Origin of the sequence: Ensifer sp. (assembly GCF_035999185.1) — a bacterium.
Taxonomy (GTDB): Bacteria; Pseudomonadota; Alphaproteobacteria; order Rhizobiales; family Rhizobiaceae; genus Ensifer.
The window spans coordinates 1-23,654 of record NZ_DASYHB010000007.1 but is presented as its reverse complement, the minus strand read 5'-3'; the positions used below and the strand labels follow the sequence as shown (position 1 = coordinate 23,654).

The following is a 23,654-nucleotide window of genomic DNA, read 5'->3' as shown; positions in this document are numbered from 1 at the left end:
AATTGGGAGTAACAAGATGAAAAAGTCTCTTCTGTCGGCGGTCGCGCTGACGGCTATGGTTGCCTTCAGCGGCAGCGCCTGGGCTGATATTCTCGTTGGTGTCGCCGGCCCGCTGACTGGCCCGAACGCCGCCTTCGGTGCGCAGCTCCAGAAAGGTGCAGAACAGGCCGCTGCCGACATCAACGCTGCTGGCGGTATCAACGGCGAACAGATCAAGGTTGTACTGGGCGACGACGTTTCGGACGCCAAGCAGGGCGTTTCGGTCGCCAACAAGTTCGTTGCTGACGGCGTGAAGTTCGTTGTGGGTCACTTCAACTCGGGCGTGTCCATCCCGGCTTCGGAAGTCTACGCCGAAAACGGCATCCTGCAGATCACGCCGGCCTCGACCAACCCGCAGTTCACCGAGCGGGGCCTCTGGAACACGTTCCGTACCTGCGGTCGTGACGACCAGCAGGGCGCTGTCGCTGGCGCATACCTTGCCGCCAACTTCAAGGACGCGAAGATCGCCGTCATTCACGACAAGACCCCTTATGGTCAGGGCCTTGCCGATGAAACCAAGAAGTCGATGAACGAAGCCGGCCTCACCGAAGCCCTCTATGAAGGCATCAACACCGGTGACAAGGACTTCTCGGCGCTGATCGCCAAGATGAAGGAAGCCGGCGTTTCGATCGTCTACTACGGCGGTCTGCACACCGAAGCTGGTCTCATCATGCGTCAGATGAAGGACCAGGGCCTGAAGGCAACCCTGATGTCGGGCGACGGTATCGTTTCGAACGAACTGGCCTCGATCGCTGGCGACGCCGTTGACGGCACGCTGATGACGTTCGCTCCGGATCCGCGCAAGAACGCGTCCGCCAAGGAGCTCGTCGAGAAGTTCCGCGCTGCCGGCTTCGAGCCGGAAGCCTACACGCTCTACGCCTATGCTGCTCTCCAGGTCATCGCTGAAGCCGCCAAGGCTTCCGGCGGCAACGACCCGCAGGCAGTTGCCGAAGCCATCAAGGCAAAGGGTCCGTTCAAGACCGCCATCGGCGACCTCGGCTATGACGAAAAGGGCGACATCACCCGCCCGGACTACGTCATGTACACCTGGAAGAAGGGCGACGACGGCAAGTACAGCTACTTCCAGAACGAGTAGTCTTTATTCTGGACTTGGCTTGAGCCTGTCCAAGGAGCCCGGCGAGCGATCGCCGGGCTTTTTCGTTGGCCCCACCAATACACGCCGCGATCCGGCAGGTTCGTGCCACGCGTTCCGGCTTTTCTTGATGTCTTGCGTGCCGGCTGCCTGGTTGGGCAGGCATTGGTGACTGCGTCGCTTTTTCGTTTTTGGTGATAGCTGTTTCGCTCGCCGAGATAGCTGTCGCGTCGCGCCGTTTCGTGCACTATCTCCCGACGATTCTGTTCCGGAGGCAGTCATGAGCTCGAAACCCCGCATTCTCGTCACGCGTCGCTGGCCCGCCGCGGTCGAGCAGGTTCTTGCCGAGCGCTTCGACGTGACCTTGAACGCGCGGGACATGCCGATGACGGCCGAAGAGCTGGCGGACGCACTTCGGTCTTACGACGCCGTGTTGCCAACCGTTTCCGATCGTCTTCCGGCAGACCTCTTTGCCGGCGGCGGCGTCAGGGCAAGGATTCTCGGAAACTATGGCGTCGGCTACAATCACATCGACATAGTGGCGGCCAAGGCGGCCAACATCGTCGTCACCAATACCCCTGGCGTCTTGACCGACTGCACCGCCGACATCGCCATGACGCTGCTGCTTGCGGTCGCCCGCCGGGCAGGCGAGGGCGAGCGCCAGGTGCGCGCCGGCGAATGGACCGGCTGGCGCCCGACCCACATGATCGGCAGCAAGGTCACCGGCAAGACACTTGGCATCATCGGCTTTGGCCGCATCGGCAAGGCGATGGCGAAGCGCTGCCATTTCGGCTTCGACATGGACGTCGTCTTCTATAACCGCTCACGGATCGATCCGGCGGAAGCGAGCCGCTACGGCGCGCGCCAACTCGACACGGTGGATGACGTCTTGAGGGCTGCCGATTTCGTATCGCTGCATTGCCCGGGCGGTGGCGAGAACCGCCATCTGATCAATGCGCAACGCCTGGCGCTGATGAAGAAAGGCGCCTATCTCGTCAACACCGCCCGCGGCGACGTCGTTGACGAGGCCGCGCTGATCGCAGCCCTTCAGGACGGCGTCATCCGGGGCGCCGGCCTCGATGTCTTCGAGGCGGAACCGAATGTGCCCGAGGGATTGCGCAGGCTCGAGAACGTCGTGCTGTTGCCCCATCTCGGCAGCGCGACCGAGGAAACGCGCGTCGCCATGGGCATGAAGGTGGTCGACAATGTGACCGCCTTCTTCGAAGGCCGCGAGCCGCCGGATCGGGTGGGCTGACCGTTGCCCTTTTCCTGTGCAGGAGCTGCGCGAAAAAGCGGCGGCCTGGTTATTTTCTTTGCAAAACAATAACTTGACTTACAGTATCGCTATGCGGACGATAGCACGATACTCACCGAGCCGCGCGCCAGGACGCACGGTTTCGTTCGGCGGACGACCATGAACACGGCAGCAATCATCGCCCCGCAGCGGGCATGGGGTAAAGGACGGCTGGTCGCCAAGGCGGCGCGCGGCCAGAGCCGCATTGCGGAGCTCTACCAGGAAGGTTGCGCCAAGATCCGCCTGCCGAAAACCTTTGACACCTCCATGGAGGCCGTCCTCATCAATTCCTCGGGTGGGCTCACAGGCGGCGATCGTCTGATCTGGGAGGTCGCGGCGGGGGCCGGGACCGATGTGACGGTGACGACCCAGGCCTGCGAGAAGATCTACAAGGCGAGCGCCGACACCGTCGAGGTGACGACCCGGATCGAGGTTGCCGCCGGTGCACGCGTCGACTGGCTGCCGCAGGAGACGATCCTCTTCGACCGCGCATCGCTGTCGCGTTCGCTGGAGGTCGATCTGGCGGCTGACGCCACGTTTCTCGCCGTCGAGGCAGTGCTGCTCGGGCGCAAGGCCATGGGCGAGGCGGTGAGTGCCGGGCTCTTCCGCGATCGCTGGCGCATTCGCGCTCAGGGCCAACTGCTGCACGCGGACAATGTCTGCCTTGAGGGCGACGTGGCGAACCTCGCGGCGCGGCCGGCGGTGCTCGGCGGCGCGGCCGCGTTTGCGACCCTCATCTATGTGGGTGCCGACTGCGAGGTCCAGCTGCCGCGTCTTTTGTCGCTGCTCGATGGCGAGGGCGGCGTGGGCGTCAGCCACCTGCAGGTGAGGGGGCGCGACAAGCTGCTTGCCCGCTTCGCAGCCCCTGACGGTTTCGCCCTTAGAAAAATCCTTGTCCCGGTTATTTCGCACTTGCGCATGCAAAAGACAGTGCCGAAAGTCTGGGTTCTCTAGGTCATTTCGCCTGTTTTAGCGAAACAGTGAAATGATCTCGCAACTTGAAACCACGCAATTCCGGGCGGAAAACCCTTCAACTTTCCCGGAACTGCTCCATCCACGAACAACTGGTGGCGACGCATGAACCTTACCCCGCGCGAAAAGGACAAACTGTTGATCTCGATGGCCGCCATGGTCGCGCGGCGACGTCTGGAACGGGGCGTGAAGCTCAACCATCCCGAGGCGATCGCGCTGATCACCGACTTCGTGGTCGAAGGTGCCCGTGACGGGCGCTCGGTTGCCGAACTGATGGAGGCGGGTGCCCAGGTGCTGACCCGCGATCAGGTGATGGAAGGCATCCCTGAAATGATCCACGACATCCAGATCGAGGCGACATTTCCGGATGGCACCAAACTCGTCACCGTACACGAGCCCATCCGCTAAGGCGGTCCAGGCGGTGCGCGAGCGTGCCGCAACAGGAGAGACGATCCATGATCCCAGGTGAAATCATCGCGGCCGCCGGCGAGCTCGAGCTTAATGCCAGCCTGAACACGATAACCATCGAGGTCGCCAATACCGGCGATCGTCCGATCCAGGTGGGCAGCCACTACCATTTTGCCGAAACGAATGCCGGCCTGCAGTTCGACCGAGAGGCGGCCTATGGCAAGCGGCTCGATATCCCCGCCGGTACCGCCGTGCGCTTCGAGCCCGGCCAGACGCGGCAGGTGACCTTGATCCCGCTGTCGGGCAAGCGCGAGGTCTATGGTTTTCGCCAGCAGGTGATGGGCAAGCTGTGAGGGCGATGGCACCAGCCTTGTGCCTGCTGCTCGTCATTGCCGCGCCGGCATTTGCCGAAGGGGAGTCGGACGTGGATTGCGCAAACGCGACAGCCCAGCGGGACCTGAATGCGTGCGCCTATCAGGAGTATGAGGCGGCCGACGTGGAACTGAATGCGGTCTACAGGCAGGCGGTGACGGCCGCGGGCAACATCGACAAGGAGCTCGATGGGGCTGATGTCGGAGCTGGCGAGGCGCTGAAGAAGGCGCAGCGCGCCTGGATCGCCTATCGCGACGGGCAGTGCGAGCTGGCCGGCTTCCAGGCGCGTGGCGGCCAGGCCGAACCGATGCTGGTTTCGGGCTGTCTTGCCGCGCTGACGCAGAAGCGCACAGCGGAATTGAAAGAATTTCTCGAAACGCAGGGGAACTGATCGGTGCAGGACCGCCGTACCATCATGATCGTCGGCAATGGTGACGTGCCTGGCGGTGCAGGCGCGATCATCGATGCGGCCGACGTCGTCGTCCGCTTCAACGATTGCCGCTCGGTCGGCTCCGGGGGCCAGAAGACCGATGTCGTTGCCGTCTGCAACACCGGCCGCCCCGGTCTCGCCATGCTTGGCGGCGGCCGCTGGAAGACGAATGCCGCCGTGCGTCAGGCGCGCGAGATCTGGTGCGTGCGCTCCGGCGCGAAGTTTGCCGCCATGCGAGGCGGGCTTGCCGAAACGCATCCGGACCTCGACGATTTCTGCGACGACTATACGGTCGGCTTTGAAAGCTTCAGCCGTTCGACCGGCCGGAGGTTCCGCATCGTGCCGGCGGCCGTGCACGAGCAGGTCGATCGCGACCTCGCCGGTTACGCGGCCGATCCCTATGTCGTTCCATCCAGCGGCATGATCGTCATTGCCGATATTCTCGCGCATTTCGCGACAGCCGATGACGATGTCGTGCTGGCCGGCTTCGGCCATGTCGGCTGGCAGTGGCATCCATTCGCAGCGGAACGCCGCTATGTCGATGCGCTTGCCGCAAGCGGCCGGCTGCGCCGTCTCCACCTTTCCTCTTCTTCGTCCCAGGGAGCCTGAACCATGCCTTACAAGATGTCGCGCGCGGCCTATGCCAACATGTTCGGCCCGACGGTTGGCGACAAGGTGCGGCTTGCAGACACCGAACTCTTCATCGAGGTCGAGAAGGATTTCACCACCTATGGCGAGGAGGTGAAGTTCGGCGGAGGCAAGGTCATTCGCGACGGCATGGGGCAGAGCCAGGCAACGCGCGCCGAAGGCGCGGTCGACACCGTCATCACCAATGCGTTGATCGTCGACCACTGGGGCATCGTGAAAGCGGATATCGGCCTCAAGGACGGGCGCATCGCTGGCATCGGCAAGGCCGGCAATCCGGATACGCAGCCGGGCGTGACCATCGTCGTCGGTCCCGGCACCGAGGTCATTGCCGGCGAAGGCAAGATCGTGACGGCCGGCGGGATGGACAGCCACATACACTACATCTGCCCGCAGCAGATCGAGGAAGCGCTCGTCAGCGGCCTCACCTGCATGCTCGGCGGTGGCGCGGGCCCGGGACATGGCACGCTTGCCACCACCTGCACGTCCGGTCCCTGGCATCTCGCTCGCATGATCGAGGCGGCCGACGGATTTCCGATGAACATCGCCTTTGCCGGCAAGGGCAACGCCTCGCGGCCAGGCGCACTGGTCGAGATGGTGCTCGCCGGTGCCACGGCGCTAAAGCTGCATGAGGACTGGGGTTCGACTCCGGCGGCGATCGACTGCTGCCTGGGTGTCGCCGACGAATACGACGTGCAGGTGATGATCCACACGGATACGCTGAACGAGAGCGGCTTCGTCGAGGATACGATCGCGGCGATCAAGGGTCGCACCATCCATGCCTTCCACACGGAAGGCGCCGGCGGCGGTCACGCGCCCGACATCATCAAGATCTGCGGCCAGCCGAACGTCATCCCGTCCTCGACCAATCCGACGAGGCCCTACACCAAGAACACGCTCGCCGAGCATCTCGACATGCTGATGGTCTGCCATCACCTGTCGCCGTCGATCCCCGAGGACATCGCCTTTGCCGAAAGCCGCATCCGCAAGGAAACGATCGCGGCCGAAGACATCCTGCACGACATCGGCGCCTTCTCGATCATCTCGTCGGATAGCCAGGCCATGGGCCGCGTCGGCGAGGTGGCGATCCGCACCTGGCAGACGGCCGACAAGATGAAGCGCCAGCGCGGCGCCCTGCCGCAGGAAACCGGCGACAACGACAATTTCCGGGTCAAGCGCTACATCGCCAAGTACACGATCAACCCGGCGATCGCCCATGGTCTCAGCCACGAGATCGGCTCGCTGGAGGTCGGCAAGCGCGCCGACCTCGTTATCTGGAACCCGGCCTTCTTCGGGGTGAAGCCGGACTTCGTGCTGCTCGGCGGCTCGATCGCCATGGCGCCGATGGGGGATCCGAATGCCTCCATTCCGACGCCGCAGCCGGTGCACTACCGGCCGATGTTTGCCGCCTATGGCAAGAACCGCACAAGCTCGTCGGTCACCTTCGTGTCGCAGGCCTCGCTCGACGCCGGTCTTGCGGCAAAGCTCGGCGTCGCCAAAAAGCTTGTCGCCGTCAGGAACACCCGCGGTGGCATCGGCAAGGCTTCGATGATCCACAACAGCCTGACGCCGCATATCGAGGTCGATCCGGAGACTTATGAGGTGCGCGCCGACGGGGAGTTGCTGACCTGCGAGCCTGCGACGGTCGTGCCGATGGCGCAGCGCTACTTCCTGTTTTAAGCGATACCAACCGTGCGCCGGATGAAACACGCCCTGAAATGGGTCTTGTGCGGCCTGCTTGCTGCGGTGGCCGCCGTGGTGCTCGGAACGTTGTTGCCACGACCGCTCATGCCGGCGGCCGCCTCTGCCACAGGGGCAGGGGGTGCACGTATCCTGGTTCTCTCCGGCCCGATCCATACCGATATCGCGGTGCCCTTGACGGAGGAAACACGGGCACGCTTTGGCTTTGTCGCGGCCTCCGGCGTGCCGCTCGATCATCCTCAGGCGCAATGGCTGATCTTCGGTTGGGGCGGTCGGTCCTTCTATTTGGAAACCCCGACGTGGTCGGAGCTGAAAGCCATGCCGGTTCTGAAGGCGCTGACGCTCGACCGGTCGGTGATGCATGTGGATATTGCCGGTCGGATCGTCGAACCACAGGCCTCCGTTGCGAGCTTTGACCTCGACGCGGCAGGCTTCGAGCGGCTGCTCGTCTTCATTTCCGGGAGCTTCATGCGCGATGCCGGCGCCGTCACCTCAATCGACGGCTTCTCCTACAATGGCAGCGACCGCTTCTTTGACGCGGAAGGCAGCTTCAACGCGGTTTTCGGCTGCAACACCTGGACGGCACGGGCGCTGCGCGAAGCGGGCCTGCGGACCGGCTTGTGGAACCCATTACCTCCAAGCCTCGGACTGTCATTGCGCATCTACAACTGAAGCATCTTGCGGTGAACAGGAGCCATGCGATGGTCGCATGGCTGCCATGCCGGCATGTGAATCAGGGCCTTTCATGCTGCGCTACAGCAGAAATTCCGCTAGGGAAGCGGCTGATCTTTCCTCGGTCGCTGGCGAGCCTCCCATCGCCTTCTGACCGACAGCCGCACTGAAGGAGATGACGATGCTTGGCAGAAAAGTTCCCGCTGTAACGTTCCGTACCCGTATTCGCGATGAGGCCGTTGGCGGCTCCAACCCGTTCCGCTGGCAGGACGTTTCCTCCGACGAATATTTCGCCGGCAAGCGCGTCGTGCTGTTCTCGCTGCCGGGCGCGTTCACGCCGACCTGCTCGACTTTCCAGCTGCCTGACTTCGAAAAGCTCAACGCCGATTTCCGCGCCGAAGGCATTGACGAAATCTACTGCATTTCGGTCAACGACGCCTTCGTCATGAACGCCTGGGGCAAGTCCCAGAGCCTCGAAAACGTCAAGCTGATCCCGGACGGTTCGGGAGAGTTCACCCGCAAGATGGGCATGCTCGTTGCCAAGGACAATCTCGGCTTCGGCATGCGCTCCTGGCGCTATGCCGCCGTCGTCAACAACGGTGTCGTCGAGCAGTGGTTCGAGGAAGAAGGCTACTCCGACAACTGCGACAGCGATCCCTACGGCGTTTCCTCGCCGCAGAACATTCTGGAGACGCTGAAGTCCGAGAAGCTCGCTGCCTGATGCGGCAAAATTGCTTCCCTTTCTGAGTTGAGAGAGCCCGAAGGCCGGATCCGGTCCTCGGGCTTTTTGTTGTCCGGTGCGTCCGGGTGGGCCGTTCGGAAATGGCCCGGCGACTGGCGCCCGGGTATTTTCTTGCTACACTGGCGGACATAAAGATATCGAGGGTTCAATGGTTTACATTATCGCCTACCTCACCGCGCATAAGGGCAAGGGAGATGACGTCGTCGTGCTCGCGGCACCGCTGATTGAGGCGACGCGCCGCGAGGCCGGCTGCATCACCTACGATCTCTATCGCAAGCCCGGCGATCCGGACGCGCTGGTGTTCGTCGAGACCTGGAAGGACAAGGTGGCGGTCGATGCGCATTTTGAAGAGCCGCACCTGAAGGCCTTCCAGTCGGCCATGGCCGACCTGCTGATCGAAGCGCGTATCGAACTCGTTTCGCCGGAAAAGGTCGAGGTGCTCTAAAGATGCCCTATCGCTCCACCGAGGTTCTTTCTCCTGGCCCGGCCGACAAGGTGCCGCTCCACAGCGTGACGCTGGCGCAGGACGCGCGGCATCTGCGCCGAAAGCTCTTGCACCTCGAAAACGACGACGTGGTGATGCTGGATCTGAAGGAAGCGGTGATGCTCGCCGATGGCGACCTGCTGGTGCTTGAAGGAGGCGGCTATATCCGCATCGTTGCGGCACCCGAGGCGCTCTACGAAATCCGGCCGCGCGACCCGCTGCATCTGATCGAGCTCGCCTGGCATCTCGGCAACCGGCACCTAGCGGCACAGATCGGGACGGATCGCATTCTGATTGCGCGCGATCCGGTCATTCGCCAGATGCTCGAAGGCCTGGGAGCCGACGTCAGCGACGTTTCAGAGCCCTTCCATCCCGTGCGCGGCGCCTATCACGCCGGCGGCCACAACCACGGCCATCACCATCACCATGGCTGAACGGGTCGATACCCAGGCATTGCTTCGCCTTGCGACATGGCTCTCGCCCGCCTTTCCAGTCGGCGCCTTCTCCTATTCGAGCGGCCTCGAGCAGGCGGTTCATGACGGGTTGGTCACCGGGGCGGCGGACCTGCGCACGTGGCTGGAGACGGTGATCTGTCACGGTTCCGGCTGGAACGACGCGCTGCTTTTTGCCGAAAGCTACAGGGCGATCGGCGATCCCGTTCGGCTGGCTGCCGCCGCAGACCTCGCCGAGGCCCTTGCAGGAAGTCGCGAGCGGCATACGGAGACCATGCTGCAGGGGCAGGCGTTTCTCGCCGCCGCGCGCGCATGGCCGCATGCGGTCTTTGACGCGATTGGAGAGAAGGCCGCCTATCCCGTGGCGGTTGGCGCCGTCGCCGCTGCCCATGACATCGCCCTTGAACCTGCGGTCGCCGCCTATCTCAACGCCTCGGTTGCGAACGCTGTCTCTGTCGCGATCCGCTGTGGCGTCGCAGGTCAGCGCGACGGCGTCGGCGTCATCGCGGCGCTGGAGCCGGTCGTGACGGCCACGGCAGGGAGAGCAACAGTCGCCTCACTGGACGACCTCGGCTCGGCCACGATCGCAGCGGATATTTCGGCGTTGAAACACGAAACCCTGCACTCGCGGCTCTTCCGCTCGTAACATTTCAAACCGACAGCCAAGTCAGGAAGGCATTCACGCCACCCGGATTTGCTTGAGACCACCTCGAAAGGACATTCAGATGGCATCGAAGAACGGTCCCCTTCGCATCGGCATCGGCGGGCCGGTAGGCTCGGGCAAGACGGCGCTGACCGACAAGCTCTGCAAGGCGATGCGGGAGAAATACTCCGTCGCCGTGGTCACCAACGACATCTACACCAAGGAGGACGCCGAGGCGCTGGTGCGCATGCAGGCGCTGCCATCCGACCGCATCGTCGGCGTCGAGACCGGCGGCTGCCCACACACCGCAATCCGCGAGGACGCGACGATCAACCTGCAGGCGATTGCCGATTTCAACCGGCGCATTCCCGACCTCGACGTCGTCTTCATCGAGTCGGGCGGCGACAATCTCGCGGCGACCTTTTCGCCTGATCTCGCGGATCTGACGATCTATGTGATCTCGGTCTGTCAGGGCGAAGAGATCCCGCGCAAGGGCGGGCCGGGCATCACCAAGTCCGACCTGCTTGTCATCAACAAGAAGGATCTCGCTCCCTATGTCGGCGCCGATCTCGACGTGATGCAACGGGACGCGACGCGCATGCGGGCGGAGAAGCCCTTTGTCTTCACCGACATGAAGCGTGGTGACGGCGTCAACCGGATCGTCGATTTTCTAACGCTGCACGGCGGTCTCTGACGGTCATCCTTGCGGCGTCCGCAGGCCCAACACCGACCGGCGGGTCAGAAGCGCTCCAGCGCCTGCCGGTCGTGGATCTCGATCACACGGCCCTTGACGGTGACACCGGAGCGGCGAAGAGCGGAAAACGCGCGCGACAGGGCTTCCGGCGCGAGGCCAAGCTTGCCGGCGAGCACGTTCTTCTGGAAGGGCAGGCGGAAAGAGAAGCTTAGGGTCCCATCCGGGCAGTTTCCGAGAATGTAGCTCGCGACCCGCTGTGGTGCCGTCAGCAGCCGGTCTTCCGCCAGGCAGTCTTCGGCCATTTGCGCATGACGGCACAGAAGCTGCATCAGCGCCTCGGCGATTTCAGGGCTTTGTTCGGCAAGCCTGCGCAGCTTTCGGCTGTCGATCCGGGCGAGCATGGCCGTTTCGATCGCCTGGGCATTGGCCGTCGCCCGGTTGCCGAGGAACATGGCGCTTTCGCCGAAAAGCTCGCCTTTCGGAAAAACAGCGATATCCGCTTCGCGCCCGTCCTTGCCCAGACGGTAGAGGCGCACCAATCCCGAAAGCACGAAGAAGACGTGGTCGAGCGGTTCGCCCTGCACGAAGAGAACGTCGTGTTCTTCATGCATCGACACGACGACATCATCGAGAATGGCCGATGATGCCGCCGTCGGCAGCTTCTCGAAGAAGCCAGATCCGAGCAGCACCGCCCGGTCGTTCGCGTTCAATCGCAACGTCTTCATTGCACCCGTCCTGCGTCAGTATCCGTGGCAGGGTAGTGAGGCTTTCGGGCTGATGATTTGACCTCGATCAAATTATGACAACAAAAAGCCCGCGCTTGCGGGGCGCGGGCCTTTGGTCGTGGTGCTGGCCGAAGGTTGCTACTCGGCCGCCAATGCCGGGTGATTGATCACCTTGCCGCCGGAGCGGCCCTTGGTCTGTTCGGTTTCCAGCGACTTCAGCCGGTCCTCCAGGCCCTCGATCGTCCTGCCCTGCTCCTGGACGAGATCGGTCAGGGCTTCGCGGTCGAGAGGCAGGTTCTCCTCGTCCTTCTTGCCGACGAAGCGCCCAAAGGCCCAGGCGAGCAAGCGCGACAGATCATCCATGATCAGGAAGAAGGAGGGGACGACGACGAGGCTGAGGATCGTCGAGACGATGATACCGCCGATCACCGCGATGGCCATCGGCGCGCGGAACGAGCCGCCTTCACCGACGCCGAGCGCGGAGGGCAGCATGCCGGCCGACATGGCGATCGACGTCATGATGATCGGGCGGGCGCGCTTGCGGCCCGCTTCGATCATCGCCTGAGTCCGGTCCATGCCGTGATGCATCATCTCGATACCGAAGTCGACCAGCAGGATCGCGTTCTTCGTGACGATACCCATCAGCATCAGGATGCCGATCAGCACCGGCATCGACAGCGAGTTCTGGGTCAGGATCAAGCCGCCTGCGACACCGCCCATGGCAAGCGGCAGCGAGAACAGGATGGTGAACGGCTGGATCACGTCCTTGAACAGGAGGATCAGCACCACCAGAACCAGCATCAGGCCGAGCAGCATCGCATTGACGAAGCTTTGCTGCATCTCCTCCTCGACTTCCGCGTCGCCGCTCTTGAGCAGCTGAACCGAGGACGGCATCTTGGCTTCGTCGGCAATCTGCAGGAAACGGGCGGAGGCGGTGTTGAGCGCCACGCCGATCGGCAGGTCCGCGCCGAGCGCCACGACGCGGTTGCGGTCGTACCGTTTGATCGAGCTTGGCCCTTCGGAATAGTTGATGTCGGCGACGCTCGACAGCGGCACCGTCATTCCGGAAGCGGTCTGGATCTTCAGGTTGCGGATCGCGGCGATATCCGTGCGGAAATCGCGGTTGATCTGGACGCGGATCGGGATCAGCCGGCCATCGAGCGCAATTTTCGTCAAGGCGGCGTCGATGTCGCCGATGGTGGCGACACGGATGACTTCCGAAATCTGCGCCGTGGTGATGCCGAGGCGCGACATCTGCTCATCGCGCGGACGGATCTGCAGTTCGGGACGCGGAAGTGCTCCGTCCGGGCTGACATTGGCGAGCAACGGATCGCTGCGCAGCTTTCCTTCCAGAATGCCGACGGCCTTGTCGAGATCGGCCTCGTTGTTGGACAATAGGTTGAAGGACAGCTCCCGCTCGCCGCGGTCGTTGAGCTTGATCACCCGCACATCCGGCAAGTCACGGACACGGGCAAAGATCTCCTTCTCGATCTGCGACTGCGGGATGATACGGCCCGATGGCGGCAACTTCGGCAAATATGGGCCGATCACCGGTATCCTGCCGAAGACGTCGTTGACGACCTTGTTGAGGAGCGAGTGGTCGCGCTTTTCGAGCAGCACCGTCACGGTGGCCCGGCGCAGTTCCAGGTCGCCCTTCGGCGAGGCACCGCCAAGCACGAAGACGCTTTCGACGCCGTCGAGGTCCTTGACCTTTTCGTAGATCTGAGCGGTCGTCCGGTCGGTGTCTTCCAGCATGGCGTCAGGCGCCAGCTCGACGGACAGGCTGACACGCGACGTGTCGTCCGGAGGCAGGAACCCGCCGGGCACGAACATGAACAGAGCGACAACGGAGGCCACGGTCACGCCGATCGCGATGAGCACCGTCAGGTAGCGCATGTACCAGCGCTTCGTGGTCGCATGAACGAGACGCGTGTAGCCGCGCATAAAAGTGCCGTCTTCGGCATGATGCCCGTCAAGTTTGGACGGACGCATGATGTAGGCGGCCATGACGGGCGTAATCAGGCGTGCGACGAGCAGCGAGAAGAAGACCGAGACGGCGACGGTCAGGCCAAACTGGATGAAGTACTGGCCAACGATCCCGGGCATGAACGACACCGGGATGAAAACCGCGATGATCGTAAACGTGGTTGCGATCACCGCGAGGCCAATTTCATCCGCCGCTTCGATCGCGGCCCGGTAGGGCGACTTGCCCATATGGATATGCCGCTCGATGTTCTCGATCTCGACGATGGCATCGTCAACGAGGATGCCGGTCGCGAGCGTCAGTGCGAGGAAGCTGACGAGATTGAGCGAGAAGCCGAGCAGTTCCATCACCCAGAAGGTCGGAACTGCCGACAACGGCAGGGCGACGGCGCAGATCAGCGTGGCGCGCCAGTTGCGCAGGAACAGCATGACGACGATGACGGCGAGCAACGCGCCTTCCATCAGCGTATGAAGGGCTGCCTCGTAGTTGCCGTAGGTGAAGTAGACCGAATCGTCGACCATCTCGATGGTGACATCCGGGTTCGCCGCCCGGATCTTCTCGAGCGACTTGGCGACCGTCTCGGCGACGCTGACTTCGCTGGCGCCCTTGGCGCGGAAAACCGCGAAGGTTACGCCGGGGGTGCCGTTGAAGCGCGAGAAGGAGCGTGGCTCCTCATAGGTGTCGGTGACGGTGCCAAGTTCGGAAAGCCGAACGAAACGACCGCTCGGGACCGAGATCATCGTGTTGGCAAGTTGGTCGACGTTGCGTGCGTCGCCGAGTGTGCGGATCGCCTGCTCGCTGCCGCCGACCTGGCCGCGGCCGGAGCCGAGGTCCATGTTCATGCGGCGCAGCTGGCCGTTGACGTCGGCTGCGGTGATGCCGAGCGAGTTCAGCTTGTCTTCGTTGAGTTCGACACGCACTTCGCGGTCGGCACCGCCGTAGCGATCGACGCGGCCGATGCCGCTCTTGCCCTGGATTTCACGCTTGATGACGTCGTCGACGAACCAGGAGAGCTCTTCGAGCGACATGCCCGGTGCCGAGACGGAGAAGGTCTGGATCGCCTGGCCCTCGACGTCGACCTTGGAGACGATCGGCTCCTCGATCGAGGTCGGCAGGTCGCTGCGGATGCGGTCGATGGCGTCCTTGACGTCCTGCACGGCCTGGGTCGTCGGCACTTCCATGCGGAAGATCACCGCGGTGGTCGATGTGCCGTCGTTGATCGTTGACTGGATGTGGTCGACGCCGGTGACGCTGGCGACCGCGTCCTCGATTTCCTTGGTGACCTGCGTCTCAAGTTCTGCGGGCGACGCGCCGCTCTGGGCGACGCTGATCGAGACGATCGGCACGTCGATGTTGGGGAAGCGGGTGATCGGCAGCGACACGAACGACTGATAGCCGAGCACCATCAGAACGAAGAAAGCGAGGATCGGCGCGATCGGATTGCGTATGGACCAGGCTGAGAAGTTCATGGTCACGGTTCCTGTCAGTTTGTCGCTGGTTCAGCAGACTTGACGGGGTTGATGTGGTCGCCGTCGCGGACATAGGCGCCGGCCCTTGCCACGACCTGTTCACCCGCAACCAGCCCTTCGAGCACCTCGACGAACTTGCCGTCGGAAATCCCGGTCTTGACCGGCAGAATGCGAATGACGCCGTTTTCGACCTTGCGAACGATGGTGCGGCCGTCTTCGTTGGTGACGGCCGTCTGCGGCAGGACCACCGCCTGCTTCTGCTCGGCGGTAATCAGCGCGCTCGCATACATGCCGGCGCGCGCCTTCGTGGTGTCGTTGAGCGTGATGAAAACGGTGCCAAGGCGGCTGACCGGATCGACCGTCGGGGCGATCAGGCGGATCGATCCGTCGACTTTGGTGTTGCCGCCGGCAAGCGTCACGACAGCAGGCTGGCCGACCGCAAGCTTGATGATATCGGCCTCGGCGACGTCTGCCTTCATCTCGATCGCGCCGTCGCGGATCATCGCAAACAGCGGCTCGCTGCTGCCATTGGCAATCGCGCCGATCTTGGCGTTCTTGGCGGAGATCACGCCGGCGACGGGGGCCTTGACCTCGGTGCGGACAAGGCGAAGGTCGATGTCATCGATCTGGGCCTGCGCCACCTTGATGTCTGCGGTGGCAACAGCCACGGCCTGCTCGGCGGAGCGGACCCGGGCCTGCATCGCGATGGCGAGCGCCCGGACGCGGTCGGCTTCCGCCGTCGAGACGGTGCCGTTCTTGGAAAGCCCCGCGGCACGATCGCTGACCCGCTTGGCCTCGTCGTTGTTGGCCCTGGTTTCGGTGAGCTGGGCGTTCAGCTGCGCCAATCCGGCATCGGCCTTGGCGAGTGCTGCTTCAAGCTCGCTCTTGCGCAGGCGAAGTGCATCGTCGTTGAGAACCACGAGCACCGCGCCGGCTTCGACCTTGTCGCCGACATCGACATTGAGCGAGCGGATGGAAAGGCCGTCGACCATCGGGGCGACATAGACCTGCTCGACCGCCTGTACGGTGCCGGTCGCAACGACACGGTCGCTGATCTGTTGGTCGACCGCGGCGGTCACAACGATGGAGGGGAGGCTCGGCTTTGGTGCCGGTTGTGTGGCTTCCTCGGCCCAAGCCGATGAAAGCGAACCAAACGTCATCGCAGCGCACACGCTGAGAAGGGGCAGTACTTTTTGAGCCATCGGCTTCACAGTCCCGGCAATGGAAACAACATCGAGCGGATCGCCGCCTCAGGCAGCATCCACGGGCAATCAGGCTATTTTATCGCGCCGACATCACGCCCCGGCATCGCTCGGGAACATCAGATGTCGATTTCCTCACTTCGCGCTCCGCGTGCACGGTATCAGACCGTAGACGCGGGCGGAACTGGGACCGGTTACCGCAGGCAAGGCATCGGGAAAAGGGTGTCCTCCGTCATGCCTGCCTCCAACAAACATCGTGGCCTATGTAATCTCGGGTTTCGGCGCTTACAAGGTGCACCGAGCAGCACGACATCAATATTCGGTCCGTTCTGCGGTTATGGTTGCGATCTTGACACGATCTTGACGATCGCAAGCAACGGTAGCGTCGTTGCTTGCCGGAATACCACCCCCACGCCCGGTACTCGGCGGCAATTTGGCGGATGCGAACGACCGCCCGCTGCATGTCCTCGCTGATTTGAGGAGAAGACATGCAGCAATTCGAAGTGCTGCAGGGGTCCTTTGAGCGTTTGAGAAGGCGCGCCGCTGCAGAAAACGGAAGAGGGCCGCACGTTCACAGTCGTGCGACCCTCTTCTGGTCTTGGCCCTGAGGCTCCTACTTCAGAGCGGCGTCGGTGATCTCATGTGTAAAGGCGCCGGAGGGCTTCGCGTTGATGATCTTCTGGTCGAGCAATGCCTCGACCGTACGGTCATAGAGCTTCTCGTCGAGCTTGCCGCTGCCGATCAGCTTGCCGACTTCGCCCATCATGCGCTTTTGGTGATTTTCGTCTTGGCCCCCGTTGTCCATGACGATCTCGGCCGCTTCATCCGGATTTTCGACCGCATACTTCCAACCTTTCATTGAGGCGCGGACGAATTTCACCATGTTCGCCTTGAACGCTTCGTCCTTCAACTTGTCCTCTTTGACGTAGAGACCGTCTTCCAGGAGGTCGTTTCCGAGCTGGGTGTAGTTGAAGACGGTAAGGTCTTCAGGCTTGAAGCCGGCATCGATCGCCTGCCAGTATTCGTTATAGGTCATTACGGAGATGCAATCGGCCTGTTTTTGGACGAGCGGCTGTACGTCGAAGCTCTGCTTCAACACGGTCACGCCATCCGGGCCGCCATCGGTCTTGAGGCCAAGCTTGTGCATCCAGGCAAAGAAAGGATACTCGTTGCCATAGAACCAAACGCCGAGTGTACGTCCGGTGAAGTCCTTCTCCGTCTTGATAGGGCCGTCCTTGGGGCAGATCAGTTCCAGACCGGATTTCTCGAAGGGCTGGGCGATATTGACGAGCGCTACTCCCTTTTCGCGGGCAACCAATGCGCCGCCCATCCAGTCGACGATGACGTCGGCGCCACCGCCGGCGATCACCTGCTCCGGAGCGATATCCGGGCCGCCCGGCTTGATCTCGACATCAAGGCCCTCTTCCTCGTAAAACCCCTTGTCTTTGGCGACGAAATAGCCGCCGAATTGGCCCTGTGCCACCCATTTGAGTTGCAGCGTCACCTTGTCCGCCGCCATTGCAGCCTGAGCGGCGGCGAGCGTCATTGCGCTTGCCATCAATGCAAGAACTACCTTTTTCATGTCTTCACCCTTTTTCGCTCTGAAGTTATGCCTTGATCCCATGAGGAGACCCCGGATTACGTCTGTCCGCCGCGGATAGACGGATGCCAGAACGTCGTCATTCTCTCGGCAATGGCGACGATACCGTAGAAGACCGAACCTGCAATTGCGGCGACCGCGATCTCGGCCCAGACCATGTCGACATTCATCCGGCCGATTTCGGTCGAGATGCGAAAGCCCATGCCCGACATGGGAGTGCCGAAGAATTCCGCGACGATGGCACCGATCAAGGCCAAGGTTGAGTTGATCTTCAGCGCATTGAAAATAAAGGGAGCTGCCGCTGGCAGGCGCAGCTTGAGCAGTGTCTGCCAGTAGTTTGATGCATAGGTGCGCATCAAGTCTCGTTCCATGCTGCCGGATGCGGCGAGGCCCGTCACCGTGTTCACCAGCATCGGGAAGAAGGTCATGATGACGACGACAGCCGCCTTGGATTGCCAGTCGAAGCCGAACCACATGACCATGATCGGAGCCACGCCGATGATCGGTAATGCCGAGACCAGATTGCCGATTGGCAGCAAACCTCTGCGCAGGAAGGTGACGCGGTCGGCAAGAACGGCGACGATGAAGCCGCTGGCGCAACCGATGATGTAACCGATCAGGACTGACCGGAAGATCGTCTGCTGCACATCCGTCCAGAGCGTCGGGATGGAACCGGCAATGCGCACCCCGATGGCGCTCGGCGGCGGCAGGAGGATGAAGGGAATTCCAGCGCCCCGCGTCACCGCTTCCCAGATAATCAGGATCCAGGCTCCGAATATCGCCGGGATCAGGAGCCGCAATCCATAGATGCCGGCGATCGATTGGGGCCGAATGGCGGATAGAATGGAGACGCAACGCCAGGCAAGCAGCCAGGCTGCCGCGACCAGGACGAAGAACGACGCCTGGGCCTTCCCTTCGTTTCCTGAGATTAGGGACAGCAATAGCCATGCTGCGGCATGCGCGGCAAAGAAGAGGATGGCCGCAGTGAGCGATGCCGACAAGTTCAACGAAGAAAGAACAGCTGCGGCAGCAATGAGAAGGAAAATGACGAAAGTGCTTCCGGCGCTGACGGGGGTGGCGGCATCAACGGCAAGCAGCGGTAACACCGCCACAGCCACAAGACAGAGAAGAAGACTGAGCACGCACTGCCAGGAAAGGCGAAAGTCAATCATGCCGTTCTCCCTCCCATCGAGCGATCGACGATGCGTGCGGCGATGCTGACGATGCCGACGAGCATAGCCGCCAGCACAGAACCGGCGACCAGTGCTGCCCATATGTCGATTGTTTGGCTGTAGTAGGAGCCGGCCAACAGCTTCGCACCGATGCCGGCAACGGCCCCGGTCGGCAATTCACCGACGATGGCACCGACGAGGCTTGCGGCAATTGCGACCTTCATGGAGGCGAACAGGAACGGGATCGAGGCCGGCACGCGCAGCTTCCAAAAGGTCTGCGAGGCACTGGCATTGTAGGTGCGCATCAGGTCCAGGTGCATAGCCTCCGGCGAGCGTAGTCCCTTCACCATTCCGACGGCCACAGGGAAAAAGGAGAGGTAGGTTGATATCAGCGCCTTCGGGATGAGGCCCGTGACATTGATCGCTGCCAGCACGACGATGACCATCGGTGCGATGGCGAGGATCGGCACGGTCTGCGAGGCGATGATCCAGGGCATGAGGCTGCGGTCCAGCGCGACGACATGCACGATGCCGACGGCGATCAGGATGCCGAGGATGGTGCCGAAGGCGAAGCCAACCGCGGTGGAAGACAGGGTTACCCAGGCATTGTAGACGAGGCTGCGGTTGCTGGTTGGCGCCCGGAGGAAGGTATTTTCGAAGACATTCCGCGCCACCTGATGTGGTGCCGGCAGGATAGGTTTGGGCTGAGACAGCGTCTTGCCGATGAATTCCATAGTCGTTGGTGTCACGTTGCCGCGCCGGTCGAGATCGCGTTGGAACGGCGCATTCAGGACGACCGCGAAGATGTACCATATGACGAAAATCGCCAGGAGGATTGTCCCGACCGGCAGCAATTTGTCCCGGAGAAAGCTTGGTTCCTGCATCGTTACGCCTTTCCGCTTGCGGGGAACAACATCAGGCCCATCGCGACGATGCCGAGAAGGACACCGGCGGCCTGTGTCAGGCTCATCCGTTCGCCAAAGACCGCAAAGGCGATGACGTTGACGAGTACGAGCTGCACGATCGCCGAGAGCGAGATCGCGAGCCCCAGACCGCCTTCGCGCATCAGCTTTACCATGATGAGATTGCCGATCACGTAGAGCCCGAGGGCAAGCAGGAGCATGCCGAGGTGATTGCTGGAGACATAAGCACGCGAGGCAGTCGCGCCACCGAGGAAGATCGTCGTTGCCAAGAGCATCCATAGGCCAAAGGCGAGGTTCATGCCTCAATCTCCCCGGCGCGCCAGCGATAAAGGACATCCGGCAGCTGCTCTTCGTTGTCGCCGTCGGTGCGTCGCACCACCTCAAAACCCTGGCTCTCATAGAACCGTTGGGCGGCGTGGTTGTTCTCGAATGTCCAAAGGTTCAGCTCGTCCGGAGACAGGTTCTTGGCGACGTCCACGAGCCGGGACCCGATGCCTGAGCCGCGGTGAGGCGCATCGATATATAGCGCCGTAACAAAGCGGTCGTCGGACAGGACCAGAAAACCGGCGACGTCGTTCATCTGCTCGGCGACAATCACCCTGCGTTCGGCAAAGACCGTTTCGACGTAGTAGCGCTCGACATCGGCATGATCATGCACGCGTGGCATCCACGCAGTGGCGTCGATCCAGCGGTTGAGAATGCCGGCGCAGGCGGCCATGTCGGTCCGTTCGGCCGGGCGGATCACGGCGCTATTCGTCATAGCTGTGTCCTGCGCGCAGGCCCTCGCGAACGCGGTGGGCAATCTCCAGGAACTCCGGCGTTTCGCGAATGCCAAGCGGCCGTTCGCGCGGCAGCGGCGATTCGATCACGTCGGTCACCCGGCCGGGCCGCGGGCTCATCACCACGATCTTGGTCGAAAGATAGACCGCCTCGGGGATCGAGTGGGTGACGAAGCAGATCGTCTTGTTGGTCCGGGCCCACAGTTTCAGCAGCTGTTCGTTGAGGTGATCGCGGACGATCTCGTCGAGCGCGCCGAAGGGTTCGTCCATCAACAGCAGGTCGGCATCGAAGGCGAGGGCGCGGGCAATCGAGGCACGCTGCTGCATGCCGCCCGAGAGCTGCCAGGGGTACTTCTTGCCAAAGCCCGTGAGGTTGACGAGGTCAAGCGTGCGCTCGATGCGCGCCTTCTTCTCTTCCTTCGAATAGCCCATGATTTCCAATGGCAGGGCGATGTTGTTCTCGATCGTGCGCCACGGATAAAGGGCGGCGGCCTGGAAGACATAGCCATAGGCGCGCTCTTTGCGCGCTTCCTCCGGCGTCATGCCGTTGACGCTGATCGTGCCGGAGGTCGCCTTTTCGAGGTCGGCAATCACCCTGAGGAACGTCGTCTTGCCGCAGCCGGACGGGCCGATGAAGGAAACGAAATCGCCCTTGGCGACATCAAGATTGACGCCGGTCAGCGCGTGGACCGGGCCGTCGGCGGTTTCGAAAGTCAGGCAGAGGTCCCGGGCCGAAACCACGGATGCGGTATTGGACGTCATCGGCGAATACTCATTCTGGCTGGTCTGTGTCAGACTGCTATCCGGACCGGCAACATGCAATCGCGGATTTGTGTGCGGCGCCGTTTGTTGCTGGTTTTTCAGGGAATTCTGGAGAACGCTCATGTCTCGATCATCCAATCCTGTGTGTCGGTTGGTGCGCCCCGGCAGCGGCTACGCCGGAAAGCAGGGGCTCAGCTATTTCGAGGGGATTGCCGCGGAGACAGTCGGTTCGACCGGCATCTGCATGCACCTGTTGACGATCCCGCCGGGCGCGCGGGCCAAAGCCCATCTGCACGAGAGCCACGAGACGGCGATCTATGTGCTTTCCGGCGAGGCTCACACCTGGTTCGGCGAGCGATTGGAAGAGCACGTCGTCGTCCGCGCCGGCGAAATGTTCTACATCCCGGCCGGCGTGCCGCACCTGCCGGCAAACCTTTCGGACGCGCCCTGTTCGGCCGTCATCGCCCGCACCGACCCGAACGAGCAGGAAAGCGTCGTGCTTCTGCCCGAACTCGACGGAGTCGTGCCCCACTGAGGCGATGCCAATCCACGCGGATGCGTCCTGCCGATCGGGCAGGATATGCCCGGTGGGACAGAGCTTGGGCGGAATGTCCGCGAGGCTTACGGAAGCGGGTAGGCGCAGCGATCGTGCTCGGAACCGGTTGAGCATCTAGGATCGTCCTCCGATTGCCGCCTCTATGGAACTGCCGGATCTCCCGACCTTGCGCGCGAAGTAGAAAGCTACGCCGCCAACCACGCCAGAGAGTGCGCATGCGGCCAGAAAGAGTTGATCTGAACGGCCTCCCGCATCGCCAAAGATTCCCGTTCCCTCCATCTGTTCAGAGGCACCTTCCAGCAGAGACGCGACATATCCGAAGAAAAGGATGACCGCGAAGGTCGACGCGACGCAGACGATGCCGGCAAGGCAATGGTGGCCTAGATTGCGTCGCTCAAACCGCTCCATAAGCCAGTAAAGGCCGAAACTTGCCGGTGCGAAAATGAAGAACGCAACGAAAGCTACAGCAAACGGCACAAGGATGCCTGTGGGAACGAGAACCTGAAAAGGTACCCCGGCGACCGCTCTTGGATCGATGATCACCAACAGTGCACACGCTGTGTACGTGCCGGCAACGCTCGCCGCGGCATGCATCTGCGGGAACCCCCTTTCACGCTGATCGGCAGGCATCGCTGGCACCCTGTTCGCGTTCTCCTCCATTCACACGCCGGTAGCCGGAATGCCGGAGCGCTGGACGGCGCGGGGGGCGGTGACTTCCTTCCAGGTCGAAAGGGCGGAGCTGACTGCCGGGAACGGATCGCGGCGGACGAACTCGCCATGGCCTTCGCGGGTCTTGATCGTTCCTTCCTCGATCGCGACGACGCCGCGGGTGAGGGTAAAGCGCGGCAGGCCCTTGACCTCCTTGCCCTCGAAGACGTTGTAGTCGATTGCCGACTGCTGGCTCTTGGCGGAGATGGTCTTGGTGCGCTTCGGGTCCCAGACGACGAGGTCGGCATCGGCGCCAACGAGGATGGCACCCTTCTTCGGGTAGATGTTGAGGATCTTGGCGATGTTGGTCGAGGTGACCGCCACGAATTCGTTCATGGTAATGCGGCCGGTGTTGACGCCGTGGGTCCAAAGCATCGGCATGCGGTCTTCAAGGCCGCCGGTGCCGTTCGGGATCTTGGTGAAATCGCCGACGCCGAAGCGTTTCTGTTCGGAGGTGAACGCGCAGTGGTCGGTCGCCACCACCTGCAGCGAGCCCGAGGCGAGGCCAGCCCAGAGTGAATCCTGGTGCAGCTTGTTGCGGAAGGGCGGCGACATCACACGGCGGGCCGCGTGGTCCCAGTCCTTGTTGAAATACTCGGTCTCGTCGAGCGTCAGATGCTGGATCAAAGGTTCGCCGAAGACGCGCATGCCCTTGGAGCGGGCCCGGCGGATCGCCTCGTGCGCCTGTTCGCAGGACGTATGCACGATATAGACCGGGCAGCCGGCCATGTCGGCGATCATGATCGCCCGGTTGGTCGCCTCACCCTCGACTTCGGCCGGCCGTGAATAGGCGTGTGCTTCCGGGCCGTTGTTGCCTTCAGACAGCAGCTTTGCCTGGAGCTGGGCGACGACGTCGCCGTTTTCGGCGTGCACCAGCGGCAGCGCGCCGAGGGCAGCGCAACGCTGGAAGGACGAGAACATCTCGTCGTCATCGACCATCAGCGCGCCCTTGTAGGCCATGAAGTGCTTGAAGGTGTTGATGCCCTTGTCCTTGACGATGGTCTCCATCTCGTTGAAGACCTGCTCGCTCCACCAGGTGATCGCCATGTGGAAGGAATAGTCGCAATTGGCGCGGGTCGACTTGTTGTCCCACATGGTGAGCGCTTCGAGCAGCGACTGGTTGGGCGAGGGCA

General features: G+C 62.4%; 26 protein-coding genes. 15 read left to right on the top strand and 11 right to left on the bottom strand.

All coding sequences use genetic code 11. The annotated features are described in order from the left end of the window. The first annotated feature begins 16 nt into the window (after positions 1–16). The 14 genes from VGO04_RS00345 to ureG all read left to right on the top strand — a co-directional run bounded on the left by VGO04_RS00345 (position 17) and on the right by ureG (position 10,641). The gene (locus tag VGO04_RS00345; RefSeq protein ID WP_327493967.1) at positions 17–1,135 is read left to right on the top strand and encodes a branched-chain amino acid ABC transporter substrate-binding protein; all 1,119 of its coding nucleotides are present in this window, start codon (positions 17–19) and stop codon (positions 1,133–1,135) included. A 277-nt stretch (positions 1,136–1,412) separates the two neighbouring features. Next, positions 1,413–2,387, top strand: coding sequence for a D-glycerate dehydrogenase (locus VGO04_RS00340; RefSeq protein WP_327493966.1), 975 nt, complete (start codon positions 1,413–1,415; stop codon positions 2,385–2,387). Between the two features lie 159 nt (positions 2,388–2,546). Continuing rightward, positions 2,547–3,380: an urease accessory protein UreD gene (locus VGO04_RS00335; RefSeq protein WP_327493965.1), complete on the top strand. Its 834-nt coding sequence runs from the start codon at positions 2,547–2,549 to the stop codon at positions 3,378–3,380. Between the two features lie 123 nt (positions 3,381–3,503). After that, complete coding sequence (locus VGO04_RS00330; RefSeq protein ID WP_034794185.1) at positions 3,504–3,806, top strand: urease subunit gamma; 303 nt, start codon at positions 3,504–3,506, stop codon at positions 3,804–3,806. A gap of 47 nt (positions 3,807–3,853) precedes the next feature. Beyond that, a complete protein-coding gene (locus tag VGO04_RS00325) occupies positions 3,854–4,159 on the top strand; it encodes an urease subunit beta (protein ID WP_327493964.1) in 306 nt (101 codons plus the stop codon). Further along, positions 4,156–4,569, top strand: a complete 414-nt coding sequence (locus VGO04_RS00320; RefSeq protein ID WP_327493963.1) for a lysozyme inhibitor LprI family protein — start codon at positions 4,156–4,158, stop codon at positions 4,567–4,569. Before VGO04_RS00325 ends, VGO04_RS00320 begins: the two co-directional genes overlap by 4 nt. Positions 4,570–4,572: 3 nt before the next feature. Beyond that, positions 4,573–5,217 (top strand): Urease operon accessory protein, encoded by a 645-nt coding sequence (locus VGO04_RS00315; protein WP_327493962.1) that lies wholly within the window; start codon positions 4,573–4,575, stop codon positions 5,215–5,217. 3 nt (positions 5,218–5,220) lie between these two features. Further along, positions 5,221–6,933, top strand: coding sequence for an urease subunit alpha (gene ureC, locus VGO04_RS00310; RefSeq protein WP_327493961.1), 1,713 nt, complete (start codon positions 5,221–5,223; stop codon positions 6,931–6,933). Between the two features lie 21 nt (positions 6,934–6,954). Then, entirely contained in the window at positions 6,955–7,626 is a 672-nt protein-coding gene (locus VGO04_RS00305; RefSeq protein WP_327493960.1) for a TIGR02117 family protein, read from the top strand. 181 nt (positions 7,627–7,807) lie between these two features. Beyond that, entirely contained in the window at positions 7,808–8,347 is a 540-nt protein-coding gene (locus VGO04_RS00300; RefSeq protein WP_327493959.1) for a peroxiredoxin, read from the top strand. 169 nt (positions 8,348–8,516) lie between these two features. After that, positions 8,517–8,813: a putative quinol monooxygenase gene (locus VGO04_RS00295; RefSeq protein WP_327493958.1), complete on the top strand. Its 297-nt coding sequence runs from the start codon at positions 8,517–8,519 to the stop codon at positions 8,811–8,813. A gap of 2 nt (positions 8,814–8,815) precedes the next feature. Beyond that, entirely contained in the window at positions 8,816–9,286 is a 471-nt protein-coding gene (gene ureE, locus VGO04_RS00290; RefSeq protein WP_327493957.1) for an urease accessory protein UreE, read from the top strand. Continuing rightward, positions 9,279–9,950: an urease accessory protein UreF gene (locus VGO04_RS00285; RefSeq protein WP_327493956.1), complete on the top strand. Its 672-nt coding sequence runs from the start codon at positions 9,279–9,281 to the stop codon at positions 9,948–9,950. Before ureE ends, VGO04_RS00285 begins: the two co-directional genes overlap by 8 nt. A gap of 79 nt (positions 9,951–10,029) precedes the next feature. Beyond that, positions 10,030–10,641 carry an urease accessory protein UreG gene (gene ureG, locus VGO04_RS00280; RefSeq protein WP_327493955.1) on the top strand — a complete coding sequence of 204 codons (612 nt, stop codon included), beginning with the start codon at positions 10,030–10,032 and terminating at the stop codon, positions 10,639–10,641. Positions 10,642–10,685: 44 nt separating this feature from the next. Here the strand turns inward: ureG and VGO04_RS00275 are convergent, their stop codons facing one another. The 9 genes from VGO04_RS00275 to VGO04_RS00235 all read right to left on the bottom strand — a co-directional run bounded on the left by VGO04_RS00275 (position 10,686) and on the right by VGO04_RS00235 (position 21,257). Further along, the gene (locus VGO04_RS00275) at positions 10,686–11,366 is read right to left on the bottom strand and encodes a Crp/Fnr family transcriptional regulator (RefSeq protein WP_327493954.1); all 681 of its coding nucleotides are present in this window, start codon (positions 11,364–11,366) and stop codon (positions 10,686–10,688) included. A gap of 138 nt (positions 11,367–11,504) precedes the next feature. Further along, entirely contained in the window at positions 11,505–14,819 is a 3,315-nt protein-coding gene (locus VGO04_RS00270; RefSeq protein WP_327493953.1) for an efflux RND transporter permease subunit, read from the bottom strand. Positions 14,820–14,833: 14 nt separating this feature from the next. After that, positions 14,834–16,021 (bottom strand): efflux RND transporter periplasmic adaptor subunit, encoded by a 1,188-nt coding sequence (locus VGO04_RS00265; protein WP_327493951.1) that lies wholly within the window; start codon positions 16,019–16,021, stop codon positions 14,834–14,836. 613 nt (positions 16,022–16,634) lie between these two features. Beyond that, positions 16,635–17,603, bottom strand: a complete 969-nt coding sequence (locus VGO04_RS00260) for an ABC transporter substrate-binding protein (RefSeq protein ID WP_327493950.1) — start codon at positions 17,601–17,603, stop codon at positions 16,635–16,637. A gap of 56 nt (positions 17,604–17,659) precedes the next feature. Next, on the bottom strand, positions 17,660–18,793 hold the full coding sequence (locus VGO04_RS00255) for an ABC transporter permease (RefSeq protein ID WP_327493949.1): 1,134 nt from the start codon (positions 18,791–18,793) through the stop codon (positions 17,660–17,662). Then, on the bottom strand, positions 18,790–19,677 hold the full coding sequence (locus VGO04_RS00250) for an ABC transporter permease (protein ID WP_327493948.1): 888 nt from the start codon (positions 19,675–19,677) through the stop codon (positions 18,790–18,792). The genes VGO04_RS00255 and VGO04_RS00250 overlap by 4 nt, the downstream gene beginning before the upstream one ends. A gap of 2 nt (positions 19,678–19,679) precedes the next feature. After that, positions 19,680–20,015, bottom strand: coding sequence for a hypothetical protein (locus VGO04_RS00245; RefSeq protein WP_327493947.1), 336 nt, complete (start codon positions 20,013–20,015; stop codon positions 19,680–19,682). Continuing rightward, on the bottom strand, positions 20,012–20,476 hold the full coding sequence (locus tag VGO04_RS00240) for a GNAT family N-acetyltransferase (protein WP_327493946.1): 465 nt from the start codon (positions 20,474–20,476) through the stop codon (positions 20,012–20,014). Before VGO04_RS00240 ends, VGO04_RS00245 begins: the two co-directional genes overlap by 4 nt. Then, positions 20,466–21,257, bottom strand: coding sequence for an ABC transporter ATP-binding protein (locus tag VGO04_RS00235; RefSeq protein WP_327493945.1), 792 nt, complete (start codon positions 21,255–21,257; stop codon positions 20,466–20,468). Before VGO04_RS00235 ends, VGO04_RS00240 begins: the two co-directional genes overlap by 11 nt. Positions 21,258–21,378: 121 nt before the next feature. Here VGO04_RS00235 and VGO04_RS00230 point away from each other — a divergent pair, with 121 nt between their 5' ends. Next, the gene (locus VGO04_RS00230) at positions 21,379–21,792 is read left to right on the top strand and encodes a cupin domain-containing protein (protein ID WP_327493944.1); all 414 of its coding nucleotides are present in this window, start codon (positions 21,379–21,381) and stop codon (positions 21,790–21,792) included. A 135-nt stretch (positions 21,793–21,927) separates the two neighbouring features. On the opposite strand, the gene VGO04_RS00225 is transcribed toward VGO04_RS00230, so the two are convergent. Both VGO04_RS00225 and hydA read right to left on the bottom strand, forming a co-directional pair. Continuing rightward, positions 21,928–22,443 carry a hypothetical protein gene (locus VGO04_RS00225; RefSeq protein WP_327493943.1) on the bottom strand — a complete coding sequence of 172 codons (516 nt, stop codon included), beginning with the start codon at positions 22,441–22,443 and terminating at the stop codon, positions 21,928–21,930. A 30-nt stretch (positions 22,444–22,473) separates the two neighbouring features. Then, a partial coding sequence (gene hydA, locus VGO04_RS00220; RefSeq protein WP_327493942.1) for a dihydropyrimidinase occupies positions 22,474–23,654 on the bottom strand: 1,181 nt, incomplete at its 5' end.